Below are 18607 nucleotides of genomic sequence, written 5' to 3' on the forward strand. Positions count from 1 at the left end.
CGGCGAATCCGCGCCCGGCCGGCCGGCCGGGCGCATGCAACACATTGGAGGGACTGACATGCGCGTATTGATCACCGGCGGCGGCGGGTTTCTGGGCGTGAAGCTGGCGAAAGCGCTGGCCGCCAAGGGGACGATCCGCGGCCAAGCCATCACCCACATGACCCAGGCGGACCTGTTCGCGCCGGAGCCCGTGGAGGCGCCGTTTCCGGTCGAGGGGATCGCGCTCGACATCACGGACCGGCCCGCGGTCGATCTGGCGTTCGAGGAGAAGCCCGACGCGGTCTTTCATCTGGCCGCGGTCGTCTCGGGCCAGGCCGAGTCGGAGTTCGAGACCGGCCTGAGGGTGAACCTCTTCGGCACGATCAACATTCTCGAAGCCGCGCGCGCGGCGGGGAACACGCCGATCGTGGTCTACACCTCCTCCGTCGCGGTCTATGGCGGCGAGATCCCCGACGTGATCGACGATTTCACCATCCTCAACCCGCAGACCTCCTATGGCGCGCAGAAGGCCGCGGGCGAGATGCTGGTGACCGATTACAGCCGCAAGGGCTTCATCGACGGGCGCGGGCTCCGGCTGCCGACGGTGACGGTGCGGCCGGGCCGGCCGAACGCGGCCGCCTCTTCGTTCATGTCGTCGATCTTCCGCGAGCCGCTGCAGGGCGAAGAGGCGAACTGCCCGGTCTCGGAGGATTATCCGATCTGGTCCTCGGCGCCGCGCACCGTCGTCGCCAACCTCGTGCATGCGGCGGAGCCGCCGGCGGAGGCGTGGGGCGAGAACCGCTGCCTCGCCATTCCGGGCATCACCCGGACCGTGCGCGAGATGGTGGACGCGATGACCCGCGTCGCCGGCCCCGAGGCCGCCAAGCGCATCACCTGGAACCCGGATCCGTTCATCCAGAAGATCTGCGCCGGCTGGAAGGCGCATCTGAAGGCCGACAAGGCGCTCCGGCTCGGATTCCATCAGGACGAAAGCTTCGACGACAACATCCGCTGGTTCCTGGAGGATGACGTAAAGCGGTGAGCCGACACCCGGCTCCGGCCTCCCTCGGCGCGCGGATTCAGGCGTGATCCGCGCGCGCGAGGAGAGGCCGGGCTACGCCATCGGCCTGATGCTGGCGGTCTATATCTGCTTCACCGGCATCGACACGAGCGCGAAATGGCTGGTCGAAGCGGGGATCCCCGTCGGCCAGGTCGTGTTCGTGCGCTATTTCGGCCATCTGATGATGGTGCTCGCGCTATTCGGGCCATCGCAGGGCGCTTCGCTTTGGCGGATGCGGTCGCCGCGGCTGACGCTGGTGCGGGGGCTGATGCTGCTCTGCGCGACATTCGCGAACTTCACGGCCCTGCAGTATCTGCCGATGACGATCACCATCTCGATCTTCTTCATCTCGCCGCTGCTGATCACCGCCTCCGCCGCGCTCTTTCTTTCGGAGAAGGTCGGGCGGCGGCGCTGGACCGCGATCGGAATCGGGCTGGCCGGGGTGCTGATCATCACCCGGCCCTGGGGCGCGGCGTTTCAGTGGGCGATGCTGATCAGCCTGATTCCCCCGATCGCCAACGCGGTCTACACGCTGATCACGCGCCGCCTCGCCGGGGTCGAGGCGCCGGACACCATGCAGTTCTGGGCGGCGCTGATTCCGCTCATCGCGCTGACGCCCTTCGCGCTGACGGACTGGGTCTGGCCGGTGGACGGCTGGAGCTGGCTCGCCTTCGTGATGATCGGCGTCTCGGGCTGGAGCGGGCATCAGCTGTTCACGCTCGCGCATCGCTACGCGGAGGCGTCGTCTCTCGCGCCGCTGAACTACAGCCATATCGTCTGGATCTCGATATCGAGCTGGCTGATCTTTCATCAGCCGCCGGACCGGGCGACGCTCATCGGCGCGACGGTCATCATCCTCAGCGGGCTCTACGTCTGGCTGCGCGAGCGGCGCGTCCGCGCGCGCTGAACGCGCGCCGATCCGCGCCCGGCGCCTTGCCGCCCCCCGCGCCGGCGCCTATAAGCGGCGCGATCCGCACGCCGATCCGCATGGGGGCAGCATTGTTCGCACATCGCCATCTTCTGGGCATCGAGGCGCTCGGCCGCTCCGATATCGAGAGCATCCTGGACCTCGCCGAAGATTATGTCGCGCTCTCGCGGCGGCGGGACAAGAAACGAGCGGTCCTGAAAGGGCTGACGCAGATCAACCTCTTCTTCGAGAACTCGACCCGCACCCAGGCGAGCTTCGAGCTGGCGGGCAAGCGGCTCGGCGCGGACGTGATGAACATGTCGCTCGCCTCCTCCTCGGTGAAGAAGGGCGAGACGCTGATCGACACGGCGGTGACGCTGAACGCGATGCATCCAGATCTTCTGGTCGTGCGGCATCAGCATTCCGGCGCGGTCGCGCTTCTGGCGAAGAAGGTCAACTGCGCGGTGATCAACGCCGGCGACGGGCGCCACGAACATCCGACTCAGGCGCTGCTGGACGCGCTGACGATCCGCCGCCACAAGGGCAGGCTCCATCGGCTGACGGTGGCGATCTGCGGCGACATCAATCATTCGCGCGTCGCGCGCTCCAACATCATCCTGCTGAACAAGATGGAGAACCGGGTGCGGGTGATCGCGCCGCCGACGCTCCTGCCGACCGGGGTCGAGAAGATGGGCGTCGAGGTGTTCGACGACATGCGCAAGGGGCTGGACGGGGTGGACGTGGTGATGATGCTCCGCCTTCAGCAGGAGCGGATGAGCGGCGCGTTCGTACCGTCGAACCGGGAGTATTTCCACCGGTTCGGCCTCGATGAGGAAAAGCTCGCCCATGCGAAACCGGACGCGATCGTCATGCATCCGGGGCCGATGAACCGGGGCGTGGAGATCGACCCGAACGTCGCGGACGACCCGAAACGCTCCGTCATCCAGGAGCAGGTGGAGATGGGCGTCGCGGTGCGGATGGCGGTGATGGACTTGCTGGCGCAGAACATTCCGGACGAACACCCATGACCGACATCCTCCTCTCCAACGCCCGCCTGATCGACCCCGAGACCGGCCATGACGGGCCGGGCGCGCTTCTGATCCGGGACGGGCAGATCGCCGATGTCGCGAAGGGTGCGGCGCCGGCGGCGCCTGACGGCGCGGCCGTGATCGACTGCGGCGGCATGCCGCTCGCCCCGGGGATCGTCGACATGCGCGTCTCGGTCGGCGAGCCCGGCGAGCGGCACAAGGAGAGCTACCGCTCCGCCGGGCTGGCGGCGGCGGCGGGGGGCGTCACCACCATCGCGGTCCAGCCCGACACCGACCCGCCGGTCGACGACCCGGCCGTGCTGGAGTTCGCGATGCGCCGGGCCGAGCGCGCGAGCGTGGTCCGCGTCGCGCCGATGGCCGCGCTGACGCGCGGGCTGAAGGGGCGCGAGATGGCGGAGTACGGCTTCCTGCTCGACGCCGGCGCGCTCGCCTTCACCGACGGGTCGCACGCGGTGAAGGACCCGACCGTGTTCCGGAACTGCCTCGACTACGCGCATTCGCTCGGCGCGCTGGTCGTGCATCACCCGCAGGATCCGGCGATGGCCGCCGAGGGCAGCGCGACGGAGAGCCATTTCGCCTCCCATCTCGGCCTGCCCGCGATCCACCCGGTCGCCGAGCGGATGATGCTGGCCCGCGATCTCGCGCTGGTCGAGGTCACCGGGGGGCGCTATCACGCCGATCTCGTGACCACGCGCGGCGCGCTGGCGACGCTCCGCCGGGCGAAGGAGAGCGGTCTGCCGGTCAGCGCCGGCATCAGCCACCATCATTTCATCCTGAACGAATTCGACCTCGCGGATTACGCGACCTTCTTCAAGCTCGACCCGCCGCTTCGCGAGGAGGACGACCGCGCGGCGATGGAGGCGGCGGTGGCGGAAGGGCTGATCGACGTGATCTGCTCCTCTCACCGGCCGCAGGACGAGGAATCGAAGCGCCAGCCCTTCGAGGTCGCCGCCGCCGGCGCGGTCGGGCTGGAGACGCTGCTGCCGGGGGCGCTGAAGCTCTGGCATGACGGGCTGGTCAGCCTGCCGACGCTGTTCGAACGGCTGAGCCTGACGCCGGCGCGGCTGCTCGGCCTGCCGGCCGGGCGGCTGGCGAAGGGCGCGCCGGCCGATCTCGTGCTGTTCGACCCGAACGCGCCCTATGTGCTGGACCGGTTCGCACTCCGCTCCAAATCGAAGAACACGCCCTTCGACCGGCGGCTGATGACCGGGCGGGCGCTCCGGACCTTCGTCGCCGGGAGAGAGGTCTTCACCCATGGCGTGGCATGAGGACCTCGCGATGCTCCTGCCCGTCGTCATGGGGTGGGAGCGCGCCTGGCCCTGGCTGCTGACGGCGCTGGCGATCGGCTACGCCGCCGGCTCGATCCCCTCCGGCGTGATCGTCGCGCGGCTGTTCGGGCTCGGCGATCTCCGCGCCATCGGCTCCGGCAATATCGGCGCGACCAATGTGCTGCGGACCGGCAACCGCAAGGCGGCGGCGGCGACGCTGGCGCTCGACATGGCGAAGGGATGGGCGCCGGTCGCGCTGGCGCTGGCGAACTGGGGCGACCTCGCGGCGCAGCTCGCGGCGCTCGGCGCGGTGATCGGCCATGTCTTTCCGGTCTGGCTCCTGTTTCGGGGCGGAAAGGGCGTGGCGACGTTCCTCGGCGTCATGTTCGGGCTCTCGCCGCTCGCCGGGGCGCTCTGCTGCCTCACCTGGCTGGCCGTGGCGGCGCTGTTCCGGCTGTCCTCGCTCGCGGCGCTGCTGATGACGCTTTCGGCCCCCGTCTGGCTCTGGCTGGCGGGGGAGCGCGGCGCGCTCTGGGCGGCGCTGCTGCTGATCGTTCTGGTCTGGGTGAAGCATGGCGGCAATATCGCCCGGCTGATCCGGGGCGAAGAGCCGAAGATCGGCGCGCGTTAGGCCCGAATTAACGCGCGCGCGCCTCTCTGGGGCGGATGTTGCGGACCCCTGACACCCCTCCCCCCGCCGCCGCCGCCGGCGCGATCGCGGACGACGACGCGTCGCCGGAGGAGCGGCTAGCGTGGCTTCGGCTCGCCCGGAGCCGGAATGTCGGCTCGATGACCTTCCGCCGGCTGCTCGCCCGGCATCGGACCGCGGCCGCGGCGCTGGAGGCGCTGCCCGGCGCCCTGATGCGGAGCGGCGCGCCCGCCTATCAGCCCTGCTCGATGCGGCAGGGCGTGGAGGAGATGGAGCGCGCCGAGGCCGCGGGGGCGCGCATGCTGCGGCTCGGCGCGCCGGACTATCCGCCCCGGCTGGCGGAGATTCCCGATCCGCCGGCGTTTCTCTGGGCGCTCGGCGATATCGGGCTGGCGCATCGCGCGGCGGTGGCCGTGGTCGGCGCGCGGAACGCGTCCTCGCTCGGGCTGCGGACGGCGCGGCTGCTCGCCGGGGAGCTCGGCGCGCGGGGATGGGTCGTCGCATCGGGATTCGCGCGCGGCATCGACACCGCGGCCCATGAGGCGGCGCTGGCGACGGGAACCGTCGCCGCGCTGGCGGGCGGCGTGGACGTGGTCTACCCGGAGAGAAACGCGGCGCTGGCCGAGAAGATGCGCGCCTCCGGGCTGCTTCTCTCGGAGGCGCCGATGGGGATGAAGCCGCTGGCGCGCCATTTTCCGCGCCGGAACCGCATCGTCTCCGGCCTCGCCGACGGCGTGGTCCTGATCGAGGCCGCGCAGCGCTCCGGCTCGCTCATCACGGCGCGCATGGCGCTGGAGCAGAACCGCGAGGTGATGGCGGCGCCGGGCGCGCCGCTCGACCCGCGGGCGGCGGGGTGCAACACGCTGATCCGGCAGGGCGCGGCGCTCGTCCGCTCCGCCGACGACGTGATCGAGGCGCTGGCGGCGCCCCGCGCGCTGACGGTGGATGCGGGCGCGCCGCCCGCTCCGGATCCGGCGCCGGAAGACGATGCGGCCGGGGCGGAGGCGACCGGCCTCGCCGCGCGGGCGCTGGCTCTGCTCGGCCCGGCGGCGATCGAGGCGGACGCGCTGGCGCGCGATCTCGGCGCCACGCCGGCGGCGCTCGCGGAGGCGCTTCTGGAACTGGAGCTCGGGGGCCTGATCGAATGGCGGCCCGGCGGGCTGATCGCGCTCGACCCGGGCGCCTGACGGCGGGCCGCGTTGACATGGCTGGACGCCACGCCCATGTTCCGCGGCCTTGCAACCGACCAGCAGCGGAGCTTTCATGGCAGTCGTCGTCGTCGAGTCGCCGGCCAAGGCCAAGACCATCAACAAGTACCTCGGTGACGGATTCACCGTGCTCGCCTCCTATGGCCATATCCGCGACTTGCCCTCCAAGGACGGCTCGGTCGATCCCGACAACCAATTCGAGATGATCTGGCAGGTGGACAGCAAGGCCGCGCCGCATGTTCGCGCCATCGCCGAAGCGCTGAAGGCCGATCCGAAGCTGATTCTCGCGACCGACCCGGACCGCGAGGGCGAGGCGATCTCGTGGCATCTTCTGGAGACGCTGAAGAAGCGCCGGGCGCTGAAGAGCGACGCGCCGGTGGAGCGCGTCGTCTTCAACGCGATCACGAAAGCGGCGGTGAGCGAGGCGATGCGCCAGCCGCGCGGCATCGACATGGAGTTGGTCGAGGCCTATCTGGCGCGCCGCGCGCTGGATTATCTCGTCGGCTTCCGGCTCTCTCCGGTGCTCTGGCGGAAACTCCCCGGGGCGAAATCCGCCGGGCGGGTGCAATCGGTCTCGCTCCGGCTGATCGTCGAGCGGGAGATGGAGATCGAGGCGTTCCGCCCCCGCGAATACTGGAGCGTGAAGGCCGAGCTCGAGACCCCGCGCGGCGACCGGTTCGAAGCCAGGCTGACCACGCTCGACGGCAAGAAGCTGGACAAGTTCGACCTCGCCGACGAGGCCGCCGCCGCCGCCGCGGTGCGGCGGATCCAGACGCAGGCGCTGAAGATCGCCAGCGTCGAAGCGAAACCCGGGACGCGCAACCCCTCCCCGCCGTTCATGACATCGACCCTGCAGCAGGAGGCCTCGCGCAAGATCGGGCTCGGCGCGCAGGCGACGATGCGCGCGGCGCAGCGGCTCTACGAGGCCGGGCGCATCACCTATATGCGGACCGACGGCATCAACATGGCGCCGGAGGCGATCACCGCGGCGCGCGACGCGATCAGGGACCGCTATGGCGACAGCTATGTCCCGAAGACCCCGCGGGTCTACAAGAACAAGGTGAAGAACGCGCAGGAGGCGCATGAGTGCATCCGCCCGACCGTGATGAGCGCGGCGCCGGGCGACCTCGCCGGGCTGGAGCCGGATCAGGCCCGGCTCTATGAGCTGATCTGGAAACGCACGCTCGCCAGCCAGATGGAGTCCGCCCGGTTGGAGCGGACGGTGGTGGAGATCGCCGACGCCGACAATCAGGCCGGGCTCCGGGCCACCGGCCAGGTGATCAAGTTCGACGGCTTCCTCCGCGTCTACGAGGAGGGCCGCGACGACGTCGTGGACGAGGAGGAGGGCCTCCTCCCGCTCATCGTCGCCGGCGAGGCGGCCGCCACGAAGGCCGTGACCCCGACCCAGCATTTCACCCAGCCGCCGCCCCGCTACACCGAGGCGACGCTGGTGAAGCGGATGGAGGAGCTCGGCATCGGCCGCCCCTCCACCTACGCCTCGATCATCACGGTGATCCAGGACCGGGAATATGTGCGCAAGGAGAACGGCCGCCTGATCCCCGAGGACAAGGGCCGGCTGGTGACCGCCTTTCTCGAAAGCTATTTCAAGCGGATCGTGAATTACGACTTCACCGCCTCGCTGGAGGCGGAGCTTGACGACGTCTCCGACGGCCGGGCCGATTGGAAAGCGGTGCTGGAGCGGTTCTGGAAGGAGTTCTCGGAGGATCTGGAGGCGACTTCGGAGCTCAGGATCACCGACGTTCTCGAGACCATCAACGATGTGCTCGCGCCGCATATCTTCCCCGATCCGGGCGACGGGACCGACCCGCGGCTCTGCAAGCTCTGCGGCGAGGGGCGGCTCTCGCTGAAGACCGCGCGCTCCGGCGGCGCGTTCATCGGCTGCTCGAACTATCCCGCCTGCCGCTACACCCGCTCGCTCGGCGGCGAGGAGGCGGCCGGCGACCAGCTGCTCGGGAAAAACGAGGATGGGGTCGATGTCTGGCTGAAATCGGGGCGCTTCGGCCCCTATGTCCAGCTTGGCGAGCAGGACCCGGACTCGAAGGAGAAGCCGAAGCGCGCGTCGTTGCCGAAAGGCCTGGCGCCGGCGGAGGTGACGCTGGAGCGGGCGCTGGAGCTGCTCTCCCTGCCCCGGCTGATCGGCGCGCATCCTGACGACGGCGAGCCGATCGAGGCCGCGATCGGCCGCTACGGCCCCTATGTCCGGCACGGCAAGACCTATGCGAACCTGAAGGATCCGAAGGAGGTCTTCACCATCGGCATGAACCGGGCGGTGGAGGTGATCGCGGAAAAGCGCGCCAATCCGGGCCGCGGGCGCACGGCGGCGACGCCGCTTCGGGCGCTCGGCGAGCATCCATCGGGCGGCGAGGTCAACCTGATGGAGGGGCGCTACGGCCCCTATGTGAAATGGGAGAAGGTGAACGCCACGATCCCGAAGGACGCCGACCCGGCGACCCTGACGCTGGAGACCGCGCTCGAGCTGATCGAGGCGAAGGCCGGCAAGGCGCCGAAAAAGAAGGCGGCGCCGAAAAAGAAACCCGCAGCGAAGAAGAAGGCCGCGCCGAAGAAAAAGCCTGCGGCCAAGAAAAAGGCGGCGAAGGCGCCGGCCGAGGCGGCGCCGGAGGCCAAACGCGGGAGCGGAGCCGAATGACCGGCGTTCTGCTCTATTTCTTCACGGCGATCGTGTTTTTCGCCGTGGACATGGTCGGGATCAACCTGCTCGTGCAGCCGGTCGCGCTGGACGCCGCGGGCGCGATCTTTCTCGACGGGTTTCGCGCCCTCCCGGCGATTCTGTTCTATATCGGCTACGCTGGCGGGATCTTCTGGTTCGTGACCGCGCCGGCGATGCGGAGCGGCGCCGGGCTCGGATCGGCGTTCCTCAGCGGCGCCGGGTTGGGCGCGGTCGCCTACGGGACCTATGAGCTCACCAATCTGGCGACGCTGGCCGCCTGGACATGGCGCCTGACCCTCGTGGATCTCGCCTGGGGGACGGTCCTGACCGGGTTCTCCGCCGCCGCCGGGCTCTGGCTGACGCGGCTGACCAGGATCTGATCCCGCCGCCCGATCGCGGCCATGTTCCGGCGGCCCCTCGCCCATCCTCTGATAATCGACATCGCCGCGGACGCCCGGCGCTCCGGCGCTCCGGCGCCAGAGCTTGCGTCCCGGCTCGCCTATCCACATATTGATGCTGTGCGGACGCCGCTTCAGGGTCCGCGCATGGATAGTCGCTTTTACGAGGACTGGAACGATGAGCCGTCTGACCTTCGCTCAACACCCGTTTCTGCTCGGCTTCGAGCAGCTCGACCGCCTGGTCGAGCGGCAGAAGGCCGGGTCGGATGGGTACCCGCCTTACAACATCGAGCAACGGGGAGAGACGGCGTACCGCATCACGCTCGCCGTCGCGGGGTTCGCGGAGGAAGATATCGCGATCACCGTTGAAGACAGTCAACTGGTGATCCGCGGCCGGCAGACGCCGGATGATGAAGAACGTATCTTCCTGCATCGCGGCATCGCGGCGCGACAGTTTCAGCGCAGCTTCGTCCTCGCCGACGGAGTGGAGGTCGCCGGGGCGGATCTCGCCAACGGGCTTCTCCATGTCGATCTCGTCCGAGCGGAGCCGGAAACCGTGATCCGGAAAATCAAGATTGGCGCGCGGGCCTGAGGCCGCCGCCAGTTTCGCTTCAAGAAAGGAGACCGAGATGACCGATCAAACCCACCCAGACGCCGCGGTCGAGGAAAACCGCCGGATCGTCTATATCCGCCAGGTGAGACCCGACGAGATGCCGGTGGAGGCCGCCGGGGTCGCGCTCTACGCGATCCATGACGAGGCCGGGAACCGGCTGGGGCTGGCGCCAGACCGCAACCTGGCGTTCGTCGCCGCGCGCCAGCATGAAATGACCCCGGTCAGCGCCCACTGACGCGGGCCGGAAATCGCCGCCCCGCCGCCTGAGGGGCTCGAATGACGACGCCCCTCGGGATGCGGGGATCACGGCTCGGATTAAAAATGAGAGCGGCGCGGCGCCCGGACGACCCGAATGGTCGCGGCGCCCCGCCGCTCGCGAGCGGCCGGCCCCGTCTGCGGGCGCGGTCGCATTTTTCATGTCATGAGCGGGTTCGCTTCGCCGCCCGAGGGTCCCGCCGATCGGGGCGCATTTCTCGAATGCGGCGGGCGCGGCGGCGGTCAGGCCGCTTTGGAGTTCACCGGATTGGTCAGAACCGCGTAGATCGCCGCAGCCTGATCCGTGCCGCGCAGCTTCGCGCAGATCGACGGGTCGCGCAGGCAGCGCGAGATGCGGGCCAGCGCGCGGAGATGGTCGGCGCCGGCGCTCTCCGGCGCGAACAGCGCGAAGACGAGATCCACCGGCTCGCCATCGACCGAGTCATAATCGATCGGCTTTTGCAGCCGACTGAAAACGCTGACCACCCGATCGAGCCCGGCGAGCCGCGCATGCGGAATGGCGACGCCCCGCCCCATGCCGGTCGCGCCCAGCCGCTCCCGCTCCACCAGCGCGTCGAACACCGCGCGCTGGTCCAGCCCGTAGGCGTCCGCGGCGCGCTGCGAGATTTCCTGCATCAGGTGTTTCTTGCTTGTGGCGTTGAGCGCGACATACAGCGCCTCTGGCGAGACAATGCTCTTCATCATGTCCATGAATGGCCCCCGTCCATCTTCCAGTCGCGCGGCTCAGGCCGCAAGATTCTCGGGATCGATCCAGCCGATATTACCGTCATCGCGACGGAAAACAATGTTCAGGCGCCCGTGGGCGTCGTTGCGGAACATCAGGAAAGGGGCGTCCTCCAGCTCCATCCGCATCACCGCCTCGCCGACCGACAGAGAGAGCAGCTGCGCCTTCATCTCGGCGATCACGACGGGGTTGAGGCTCTCGGACTCCTCATCCTCGTCCCGAGCGCCGGCGAGGACGTAGGAGGCGGCCGGCGTCTTCTTCGACGCGGCGTCGCCGCGATGATGAATCAACCTGCGCTTGTATCGGCGGACCTGCTTCTCGATCTTTTCGGACAGGCCGTCGAAGGCGGCGTAGATCTCGGTCGCCTTGTTGGACGCCTTCGCGGTCAGGCCGCGCGCCAGCTTGACCACCGCGTCGGCGCGAAAGGTGTGGGCGTCGCGACTGAAGACGACTTCGGCGTCAAGAACCACATCGGCGTATTTCGAGACCGCCGCCGCAAGCTCCGCTTGCACATGTTCGCGCAATGCGTCGCCAACGTCGATCTGCTTGCCGGTGACCTGTATCCGCATGCTCAACTCCGTATCCACAGCCCGGCTCCGCCGAGAGGCGCGGAACCTATGAGCGGGCCCATATCAAGTCAACCTGACGCTAACATGGCCGCTCGCGGGTGCGAATTCAACGTCTAAGAGCCGCCGCCTTCATCCGCCTGCGCTGCGACGAGCCGGGAATGTTCATCGCCTCGCGGTACTTTGCGACCGTCCGGCGCGCCACATCGACGCCGTCCTGTTTCAGGATCGTGGCGATCCGCTCATCGGAAAGCACGGCGGCGCAATCCTCCTGATCGATCAGGCGCTTGATTCTGTGCCGGACCGCGGCGGCGGAAACCGTGTCGCCGCCGGCGACGGCGGAGAGCCCCGCCGTGAAGAAGAATTTCATCTCGAACACGCCGCGCTCGCAGGAGAGAAACTTGTTCGCGGTCACACGACTCACGGTTGATTCGTGCATGCCGATCTCGTCCGCCACCTGCTTCAGCGTCATCGGCTCCATCCGGGCGACGCCGGTCTCGAAAAATCCGGCCTGGCGGCGGGCGATCTCCGTCGCCACCTTCAGGATGGTCTGCGCGCGTTGATCGAGCGCGCGGATCAGCCAGTCGGCGTCGCGCCGGCAGGCGGAGATGAACTCGCGGATCTCGACTTCGCCCGACGCGCCGACGCGGGCCAGATAGGCGGTGTCGAGCAGCACTTTCGGCATCGCTTCGGCGTTCACCTCCACCAGCCAGCCGCCGGGGGCGCTCCGGCGGACGAACACGTCCGGCACCACCGCCTGCGCGACATCGACGGTGAAAGCGGCGCCGGGGCGCGGATCGAGCGCGCGAAGCTCCGCGATCATCTCGGCCAGATCCTCGTCATCGACGCCGCATATGGCGCGAAGCTGGGGCAGCCGGGCGGCCGCGAGCAGCGGGAGGTTCGCGACCAGCGCCTCCATCGCCGGATCGAACCGGTTCCGCTCCTTCAGCTGCAGCGCGAGGCATTCCTCCAGATTGCGCGCGCCGATCCCGGTCGGCTCACAGCTCTGCAGCAGCGCCACCGCCGCCGCCGCCAGCCCCGCGCGGGCGCCGAGGCGGGCCTCCAGCCGCGTCAGATCCGCGCGGAGATAGCCCGCCTCGTCCAGATCGTCGACGAGAAGCGACGCCAGAAGCCGCACCTCCCGCGGGGCCCCGCTGGTTCCGATCTGGGGCAGGAGATGATCGCGGAGCGTGACCGCGCCGCTCGCGGTCTCCTCGTAATTTCCGATCTGGTCGGCGCTCCCGGTCAGGCCCGGTCCGCCGCCGAGAGATGCGGCGCGCCGCATCTCCGTCTCGTCGAAGGCGTGTTCCTCCCGCGCGCCGAAAGACGGCTCGTCGGCGCCGTGGTCGCCCAGCGCGATCGTGTGATCCACGTCTTCACGCGCCGCGACCGACGCCTCCGGCGCGGCCGTCTCGCCGCCGCCGTCGTCGACGACCAGAACCGGGTTCCGTTCAAGCTCCTCCGCGATGAAGGCGGCTGCGTCGAGATGGGACATCTGCAGAAGACGGATCGCCTGCTGTAACCGGGGAGTCATCACCAGCTGCTGGCTTTGTCTGATTTCGAGACGCGGCCCGGCCTGCATCTCCAGCTCCCCTTTCCCGCACAGCGCCCCGAGGGGGCCTCAGATGCGGAACCCCTCGCCCAGATACACCTGGCGCACCATCGGATCGCTGACGACCTCGTCAGGGTTTCCGGTCATCAGGACCTGACCGTCATGCAAGATGTATGCCCGGTCAATGATTTCGAGAGTGTCACGCACATTATGATCGGTGATCAAGACCCCGATGCCGCGATCTTTAAGATGTTTGACCAGAGTTCGGATATCGGCCACCGAGATCGGATCGACGCCGGCGAAAGGCTCGTCCAGCAGCACGAAGGAGGGATCGCTCGCGAGGCAGCGCGCGATCTCCACCCGCCGCCGCTCGCCGCCGGAAAGCGACGTCGCCGAGGCGTGGCGAAGGCGCTCCACCGAAAACTCCTCGAGGAGCGCGTCCAGCCGGGCGCGCCGCTCCTCGCGGCTCCGGACCGTAAGTTCGAGCACCGCGAGGATGTTCTTTTCCACCGTAAGCCCGCGAAATATCGACGCTTCCTGAGGGAGGTAGCCAAGGCCGAGGCGCGCGCGGCGATACATCGGCATGCGCGTGACCGTCTCTCCGTCGATCTCGATCCTGCCGCTATCCGGGGTCACCAGCCCGGTGACCATATAGAAAACCGTGGTCTTGCCGGCGCCGTTCGGCCCGAGAAGCCCGACCACTTCGCCGCGCATCAGGTCAAGGTCGACGCCGCGCACCACCTGCCGGCCGCCATATGATTTCGTGAGCCCTCTTACGATCAGCCCGGCTCCCTCGGGGTCGGTCATCCGCGTCAATCCGCCGCCTTCGGGGACGGCTCGAACACGCTCTTGACCCGTCCGCCGCCGCCGCCGACGCGCCCTTCGCCGGAATTCAGGTCGATCGAGAGCGTCTCCCCCCTCACCACATTGCCGCCCTGGGTCAGCGTCACGCCGCCGGTCATCCGGATCGTGCCCGCCGCGACGTCATATTCCGCGAAATCGCCGGCGGCGGTTTCGGCCTCGTTGGCGAGGAACACATCGCCCCGCGCTTCGAGCCGGCGGATCTGGCCGGAGCCGGCGCCGCCGTCGCCATAGTTCACCGTCAGCTCATCCGCCGTCAGGCGAAGCGTCCCCTGCCCCGCGACGACGTCGCCCCTGAAGATGGCGATCTTCTCGCCCTCCCTCACTTCGAGACTGTCGGCCGCGATTTCGATCGGCTGGGTCCGGTCGTGCCGGAACCCGCCGAACGGGCTGGCGGCCTGCGCCAGCGCCTGCCCGGCGACGAGAACAAGGGCGAGCGCCGCCCCGCGCGTGAGCATCATCCTCATGTCGATCGTCTCCTAGCCCCCCTGGCCCGCCATATTCGGCGCTTCTATCCTGACCTTAACCCGGTTTTCGAACCAGATGTAGGCGCCCTCGCCCGCCGTCGGCGCCCTGACGACGCGCATGTCATCGGCCGTGATGACGCCGAGGGCGTTTTTCGCGACCACATCGCCCGACGCCGTTATCGTTTCCGATTCCGGGTCGAAAACGGCGCTGGCCGCCTTGACGTCGTATCCGTCGGAGCTTTTCAGCCATACGCCGCCGGAAAGCGACACCCGCTTGCTCTGCGGAGTGAGCACGCCGGCCTGCGCGCCGATCGTCACCACGCGCCCGTCAACGAGGCTGATCTCCCCCTGCACTTCGGACAGATCCACCCGGCTGGGGCGCGGCCCGTCAGGGAGGGCCCAGTCGGCCGTGACGGTGAAAGGTTCGCCCCGGCTCGTCTCGCCGGTGAAGCGCGGGTTGGTCAGGCGCAGGCCGTCGTCCAGCGCCGCCAGATCGACGCCGTCGAAGCTGATTCCCGGGCCGAAGCGCGCGCTGTTGAACACGAAGAGCGAGGCGAAAACCCCAAGCGCGATGAGCGGCAGGCCGATCTTCAGCGCGCGGACGAGAAATCCGCGGCGTCGTTCGGCCCCGCTCCGCCGGGTCACGACACGCCGGCCCTGAGAGCGTCATGCATGTGAATGATCCCGAGCGGCGCGCCGGTCTCGTCATCGGGCGCGACGACGAAGAGACAGGTCGTCGGCCGCTCCGGATCGTTCATCCGGCCAAGCGCCGCGCTGACCAGCGCGTCGGGCGCGATCGTCGCGGGGTTCCGGGTCGCCACGTCGCCCGCCGTGCTCTGGAGCAGGCGGCCCATGTTGCGCCTGAGATCGCCGTCGGTGATGATGCCGATCAGCCGCCCGGCCTTGTCGACCACGCCGGCGACGCCGAACCCCTTCGAGGTCATCTCGATCAGGGTCTCGCTCATCGAAAGGTCGGGCCCGACAAGCGGCGCCTCCCCGCCCCGGTGCATGATCTCCGAGACCTTGACCAGACGGGCGCCGAGCGCGCCGCCGGGGTGAAACTCCCGGAAATCCTCCGACGTGAAGCCGCGCCGCTCCATCAGCGCCATCGCCAGCGCGTCGCCCAGCGCCATGGTCAGCGTGGTCGAGGTGGTGGGCGCGAGTCCGGCCGGGCAGGCCTCCTCCGCCCGCGGCAGGAGAAGCGCGACGTCCGCCGCTTTCAGAAGCGTGCTCTGGGCGCGGCTGGCGACCCCGATCAGCGGGATCCGGTTCCGCGCGCAATAGCTGATCACCGGCGCCAGCTCCGCGGTCTCCCCCGAATTCGACAGCACGAGCGCCGCGTCCCTCCGGGTCAGCATCCCGAGATCGCCATGCGCCGCCTCCGAGGCGTGGAGGAACTGCGCCGGCGCGCCGGTGGAGGCGAAGGTCGCCGCCACCTTCCGCGCGACATGGCCGGATTTTCCGATCCCGCAGACGACGATCCGGCCGGGAACCGTGGAGAGAATCTCCACCGCGTCGGCGAAGGCGTCATCGAGGCTCAGGGCGAAAGCGGAGAGCGCGGCGCCCTCCAGCGCCAGCACCCGCCGCCCGGCGGCGATGGCGGCGGCGCGGCCCGGATCGGCCTCATCCGCGCCCGTTTCGGCGAGAGTCTGTTCGGCGTGCTCGGTCATGTCCGCATCATCATGCATGTGAAAAGATGTCGATCTCGTCCCAGCCGGCGAGGTCCAGCGCGGCGCGGTCGGGGAGATAGCCGAACGCGGCCTCCGCCAGCTCGCTCCGGCCCTCCCGCGCGAGACGGCGCGCGAGCTCATCCTTCAGCCGATGGAGATAAAGAACGTCCGACGCCGCGTATTCCTGCTGCGCCGCGCTCAACGAATCGGCGCCCCAATCGCTGGATTGCTGCTGTTTCGAGAGGTCGACGCCGAGAAGCTCCTGCGTCAGCGCCTTCAGGCCATGGCGGTCGGTGTAGGTGCGCGCCAGCTTCGAGGCGATCTTGGTGCACCAGACCGGCCGCGCCAGCACGCCGAACCGATGCGCCATCACCGCGATGTCGAACCGGCCGAAATGGAAGAGCTTCAGAACGTCCGGATCCGCCAGCAAGGCGGCCAGCCGCGGCGCCGGCGCGCCGGCGGCGCCGATTCTGACCAGATGCGCGTCGCCGTCGCCGGCGGAAAGCTGCACGAGGCAGAGCCGGTCGCGATGCGGCTGAAGGCCCATCGTCTCCGTGTCGATCGCGACGACCGCGCCAAGGTCGAGCCCTTCGGGCAGATCGTCTTCATGCAGGTGGATCGTCATTCGGCCGGTCTCCGTCAGTCTCCATCGGCGGGGTGGCCCCGCAACCGCGCTTCTAGCGCCGGATGCGGCGGCGGCGCAACGGGAGAACCCGCGCAACGTGCGGTGGAAAGCGGCGATCATTAAACCTTCGTTAACGCGCGGATGCGATCATTTCGACTCAAATCTAGCGGAACGACTGCGGAGCGGCGTGTGTTCGGACGATGGAGAAAACCGGAGAGGCCGGTCGCCGCCGGCTTCAGCGAACAGGCGCTCCGCGATCTCGAGGCGCTGGAGGCGCGCACGCCGCCGCCCGAAATCTATGAACGGATTCAGGGCGAGGCGGCCCGGCCCAGCGGCGGGCCGCCGCCCGGCAAGCGCCCGCATTACTGGGGCCACCGGGAGCGGCTGCGCCAGCGCTTCCTGAAAAGCGCCGGAGTGGGGCAGCCGGATTACGAGATCCTGGAGTTGATCCTCTTCAACGCAATCTCGCGCATCGACGTGAAGCCGCTGGCGAAACAGCTTCTTGCCGAGTTCGGCGACCTGAACGGCGTGATCTCCGCCCCCGCGCCCCGGCTCCTACGCATGGAAGGCGTCACGGAAAAGGTCGTGATCCAGTTCCGGCTGGCGGAGGCCGTCGCCGCGCGGCTGGCGCGCGCGAAGGTGATCGACCGGTCGGTGATCGCCTCCTGGGCGGAGCTGATGACCTATTGCAAGACCGTCATGGCGCATCGGGAGATCGAGCAGTTCCGGGTGCTGTTCCTCGACCGGAAAAACGTGCTGATCGCCGATGAGGAGCAGGCGCGCGGCACCGTCGACCATGTGCCGGTCTACCCGCGCGAGGTGGCGAAACGCGCGCTGGAGGTGAACGCCAGCGCGATCATCCTGCTGCACAACCATCCCTCGGGCGATCCGACGCCGAGCGGCGTGGATGTCGAGATGACGGAGCGGATCTGCGCGGCCTGCGAGGCGGTCGGCGTCACGGTCCACGACCATGTCGTCATCGGCAAGGAGACCGACGCCTCGTTCCGGGAGCTGGGCCTGCTCTGAGCCGGCGGCGCGGAAACCCGCCCGGCCACCTCGCCGCCCCCGCGCGGATCGACGGGTCGCCGCACACGCATCGGCAGACGATCGAGGCCAAGGCCGGAGTGCTTGAGGAGATCGTTGGGCGCCCCTTCAACCACACGCCATAGACGATCACCGGCGCGCGCTATGGCAAACCGTCGTTCGATGCGCTCCAACCAGTTGTGAGAGCGGCTATTTAGCCAATCACTCGACGAAGTTCAATATCGCATTCTAAGTGAAGCCGAAGAAAGCAAGAATAGCCCCATTCGAGTGGATGTCGGCAACTATTCGGCGAGGTTAGAAGGCGTTCGCAAACTATCACGACTATGATATCCGGCGAAGGTCCCGAGACGATCGGTACTTCATCGTGAAAGTGAATTGGTCCCAAAGTCGGACTTCTCCGATATCTTAGATGGGCATTTGATTTTTAATCAAAAGCAAAATTCTTTATTGAAGCGCATGTCGACTTCCGGCAAGCGAATTTTTCGCACGACACCCGATTCCGACTGTCACATGGAGATCCCGGAAGGCACCGCGACAATGCAAATCCCAAATTGAGCGCTGGAAATTTCATTCTCAATACAGAAGGAGTATAAAAATTATCCCGAGGACACCCCCCTTTTTATACTTTTGATAAAGGCAGAAAAGCTACCGAATTTGGTTATATCCAAAGAACCCGAAGGAAGAGCAGCCAGTGTTGAGACTGCAGATACAACCAAACGACCGTCCGACAGATTGATTGATTTTTGCTCCACACCTTTAGGCTCGGCGAGCAATAATGCCTCATTATCTTCAGCAGAAAGCTCGCACAACTCGCCTGAAATAGCCGCCCCGCCCTCGGGTTCTTCTACCAATGCGGCGAATCGTCGATCGATGCTGAAAAGACGATACATAGGCACCGTGACTGCCGGACGAATGAACGTCAACCCAAACGCGCTTTGATCACCGCAGATTTCTCGGAGACCACTGCCTATTACAAAGATCATCATATCTTCATGGCCCTAT

20 protein-coding genes are annotated in these 18607 nt (G+C 68.0%); 11 read left to right on the forward strand and 9 right to left on the reverse strand.

Annotated features, from left to right (window positions below):
• Positions 1-58: 58 nt before the first annotated feature.
• From denD to WG921_RS11365, 10 genes are all read left to right on the forward strand, one after another.
• A complete protein-coding gene (gene denD / locus WG921_RS11320; protein ID WP_340109353.1) occupies positions 59-1021 on the forward strand; it encodes a D-erythronate dehydrogenase in 963 nt (320 codons plus the stop codon).
• 43 nt (positions 1022-1064) lie between these two features.
• Positions 1065-1946 carry a DMT family transporter gene (locus WG921_RS11325; RefSeq protein WP_340109354.1) on the forward strand — a complete coding sequence of 294 codons (882 nt, stop codon included), beginning with the start codon at positions 1065-1067 and terminating at the stop codon, positions 1944-1946.
• 80 nt (positions 1947-2026) lie between these two features.
• Positions 2027-2974, forward strand: a complete 948-nt coding sequence (locus WG921_RS11330) for an aspartate carbamoyltransferase catalytic subunit (protein ID WP_340109355.1) — start codon at positions 2027-2029, stop codon at positions 2972-2974.
• Positions 2971-4263, forward strand: a complete 1293-nt coding sequence (pyrC, locus tag WG921_RS11335) for a dihydroorotase (RefSeq protein ID WP_340109356.1) — start codon at positions 2971-2973, stop codon at positions 4261-4263. Before WG921_RS11330 ends, pyrC begins: the two co-directional genes overlap by 4 nt.
• 28 nt (positions 4264-4291) lie before the next feature.
• Complete coding sequence (gene plsY / locus WG921_RS11340) at positions 4292-4894, forward strand: glycerol-3-phosphate 1-O-acyltransferase PlsY (protein WP_340109631.1); 603 nt, start codon at positions 4292-4294, stop codon at positions 4892-4894.
• Positions 4895-4977: 83 nt separating this feature from the next.
• The gene (dprA, locus tag WG921_RS11345; RefSeq protein ID WP_340109632.1) at positions 4978-6099 is read left to right on the forward strand and encodes a DNA-processing protein DprA; all 1122 of its coding nucleotides are present in this window, start codon (positions 4978-4980) and stop codon (positions 6097-6099) included.
• 76 nt (positions 6100-6175) lie between these two features.
• The gene (topA, locus tag WG921_RS11350; protein ID WP_340109357.1) at positions 6176-8788 is read left to right on the forward strand and encodes a type I DNA topoisomerase; all 2613 of its coding nucleotides are present in this window, start codon (positions 6176-6178) and stop codon (positions 8786-8788) included.
• The gene (locus tag WG921_RS11355) at positions 8785-9189 is read left to right on the forward strand and encodes a DUF2177 family protein (protein WP_340109358.1); all 405 of its coding nucleotides are present in this window, start codon (positions 8785-8787) and stop codon (positions 9187-9189) included. Before topA ends, WG921_RS11355 begins: the two co-directional genes overlap by 4 nt.
• Positions 9190-9385: 196 nt before the next feature.
• The gene (locus tag WG921_RS11360) at positions 9386-9799 is read left to right on the forward strand and encodes an Hsp20 family protein (protein WP_340109359.1); all 414 of its coding nucleotides are present in this window, start codon (positions 9386-9388) and stop codon (positions 9797-9799) included.
• A 37-nt stretch (positions 9800-9836) separates the two neighbouring features.
• Positions 9837-10055 (forward strand): DUF1150 family protein, encoded by a 219-nt coding sequence (locus WG921_RS11365; protein WP_340109360.1) that lies wholly within the window; start codon positions 9837-9839, stop codon positions 10053-10055.
• Positions 10056-10318: 263 nt separating this feature from the next.
• On the opposite strand, the gene ptsN is transcribed toward WG921_RS11365, so the two are convergent.
• The 8 genes from ptsN to WG921_RS11405 form a co-directional block, all read right to left on the reverse strand.
• Positions 10319-10786 carry a PTS IIA-like nitrogen regulatory protein PtsN gene (ptsN, locus tag WG921_RS11370; protein ID WP_340109361.1) on the reverse strand — a complete coding sequence of 156 codons (468 nt, stop codon included), beginning with the start codon at positions 10784-10786 and terminating at the stop codon, positions 10319-10321.
• 33 nt (positions 10787-10819) lie between these two features.
• On the reverse strand, positions 10820-11389 hold the full coding sequence (hpf, locus tag WG921_RS11375; protein ID WP_340109362.1) for a ribosome hibernation-promoting factor, HPF/YfiA family: 570 nt from the start codon (positions 11387-11389) through the stop codon (positions 10820-10822).
• Positions 11390-11495: 106 nt separating this feature from the next.
• Complete coding sequence (rpoN, locus tag WG921_RS11380; protein WP_340109363.1) at positions 11496-12968, reverse strand: RNA polymerase factor sigma-54; 1473 nt, start codon at positions 12966-12968, stop codon at positions 11496-11498.
• A gap of 39 nt (positions 12969-13007) precedes the next feature.
• Positions 13008-13745, reverse strand: a complete 738-nt coding sequence (gene lptB / locus WG921_RS11385; protein WP_340109364.1) for an LPS export ABC transporter ATP-binding protein — start codon at positions 13743-13745, stop codon at positions 13008-13010.
• A gap of 5 nt (positions 13746-13750) precedes the next feature.
• A complete protein-coding gene (gene lptA, locus WG921_RS11390; RefSeq protein WP_340109365.1) occupies positions 13751-14266 on the reverse strand; it encodes a lipopolysaccharide transport periplasmic protein LptA in 516 nt (171 codons plus the stop codon).
• A 12-nt stretch (positions 14267-14278) separates the two neighbouring features.
• A complete protein-coding gene (locus WG921_RS11395) occupies positions 14279-14911 on the reverse strand; it encodes a hypothetical protein (RefSeq protein ID WP_340109366.1) in 633 nt (210 codons plus the stop codon).
• A complete protein-coding gene (locus tag WG921_RS11400) occupies positions 14908-15936 on the reverse strand; it encodes a KpsF/GutQ family sugar-phosphate isomerase (RefSeq protein ID WP_340109367.1) in 1029 nt (342 codons plus the stop codon). The genes WG921_RS11395 and WG921_RS11400 overlap by 4 nt, the downstream gene beginning before the upstream one ends.
• A gap of 10 nt (positions 15937-15946) precedes the next feature.
• The gene (locus WG921_RS11405; protein ID WP_340109368.1) at positions 15947-16561 is read right to left on the reverse strand and encodes a ribonuclease D; all 615 of its coding nucleotides are present in this window, start codon (positions 16559-16561) and stop codon (positions 15947-15949) included.
• Between the two features lie 189 nt (positions 16562-16750).
• Here WG921_RS11405 and radC point away from each other — a divergent pair, with 189 nt between their 5' ends.
• Positions 16751-17587, forward strand: a complete 837-nt coding sequence (gene radC, locus WG921_RS11410; RefSeq protein WP_340109369.1) for a RadC family protein — start codon at positions 16751-16753, stop codon at positions 17585-17587.
• A 614-nt stretch (positions 17588-18201) separates the two neighbouring features.
• Here the strand turns inward: radC and WG921_RS11415 are convergent.
• Positions 18202-18591 carry an allophanate hydrolase-related protein gene (locus tag WG921_RS11415; RefSeq protein ID WP_340109370.1) on the reverse strand — a complete coding sequence of 130 codons (390 nt, stop codon included), beginning with the start codon at positions 18589-18591 and terminating at the stop codon, positions 18202-18204.
• Between the last annotated feature and the right edge of the window lie 16 nt (positions 18592-18607).

The sequence above is a fragment of the Paludibacillus litoralis genome, assembly GCF_037646705.1.
GTDB classification, from domain to species: domain Bacteria; phylum Pseudomonadota; class Alphaproteobacteria; order Rhodobacterales; family Rhodobacteraceae; genus Pikeienuella; species Pikeienuella litoralis.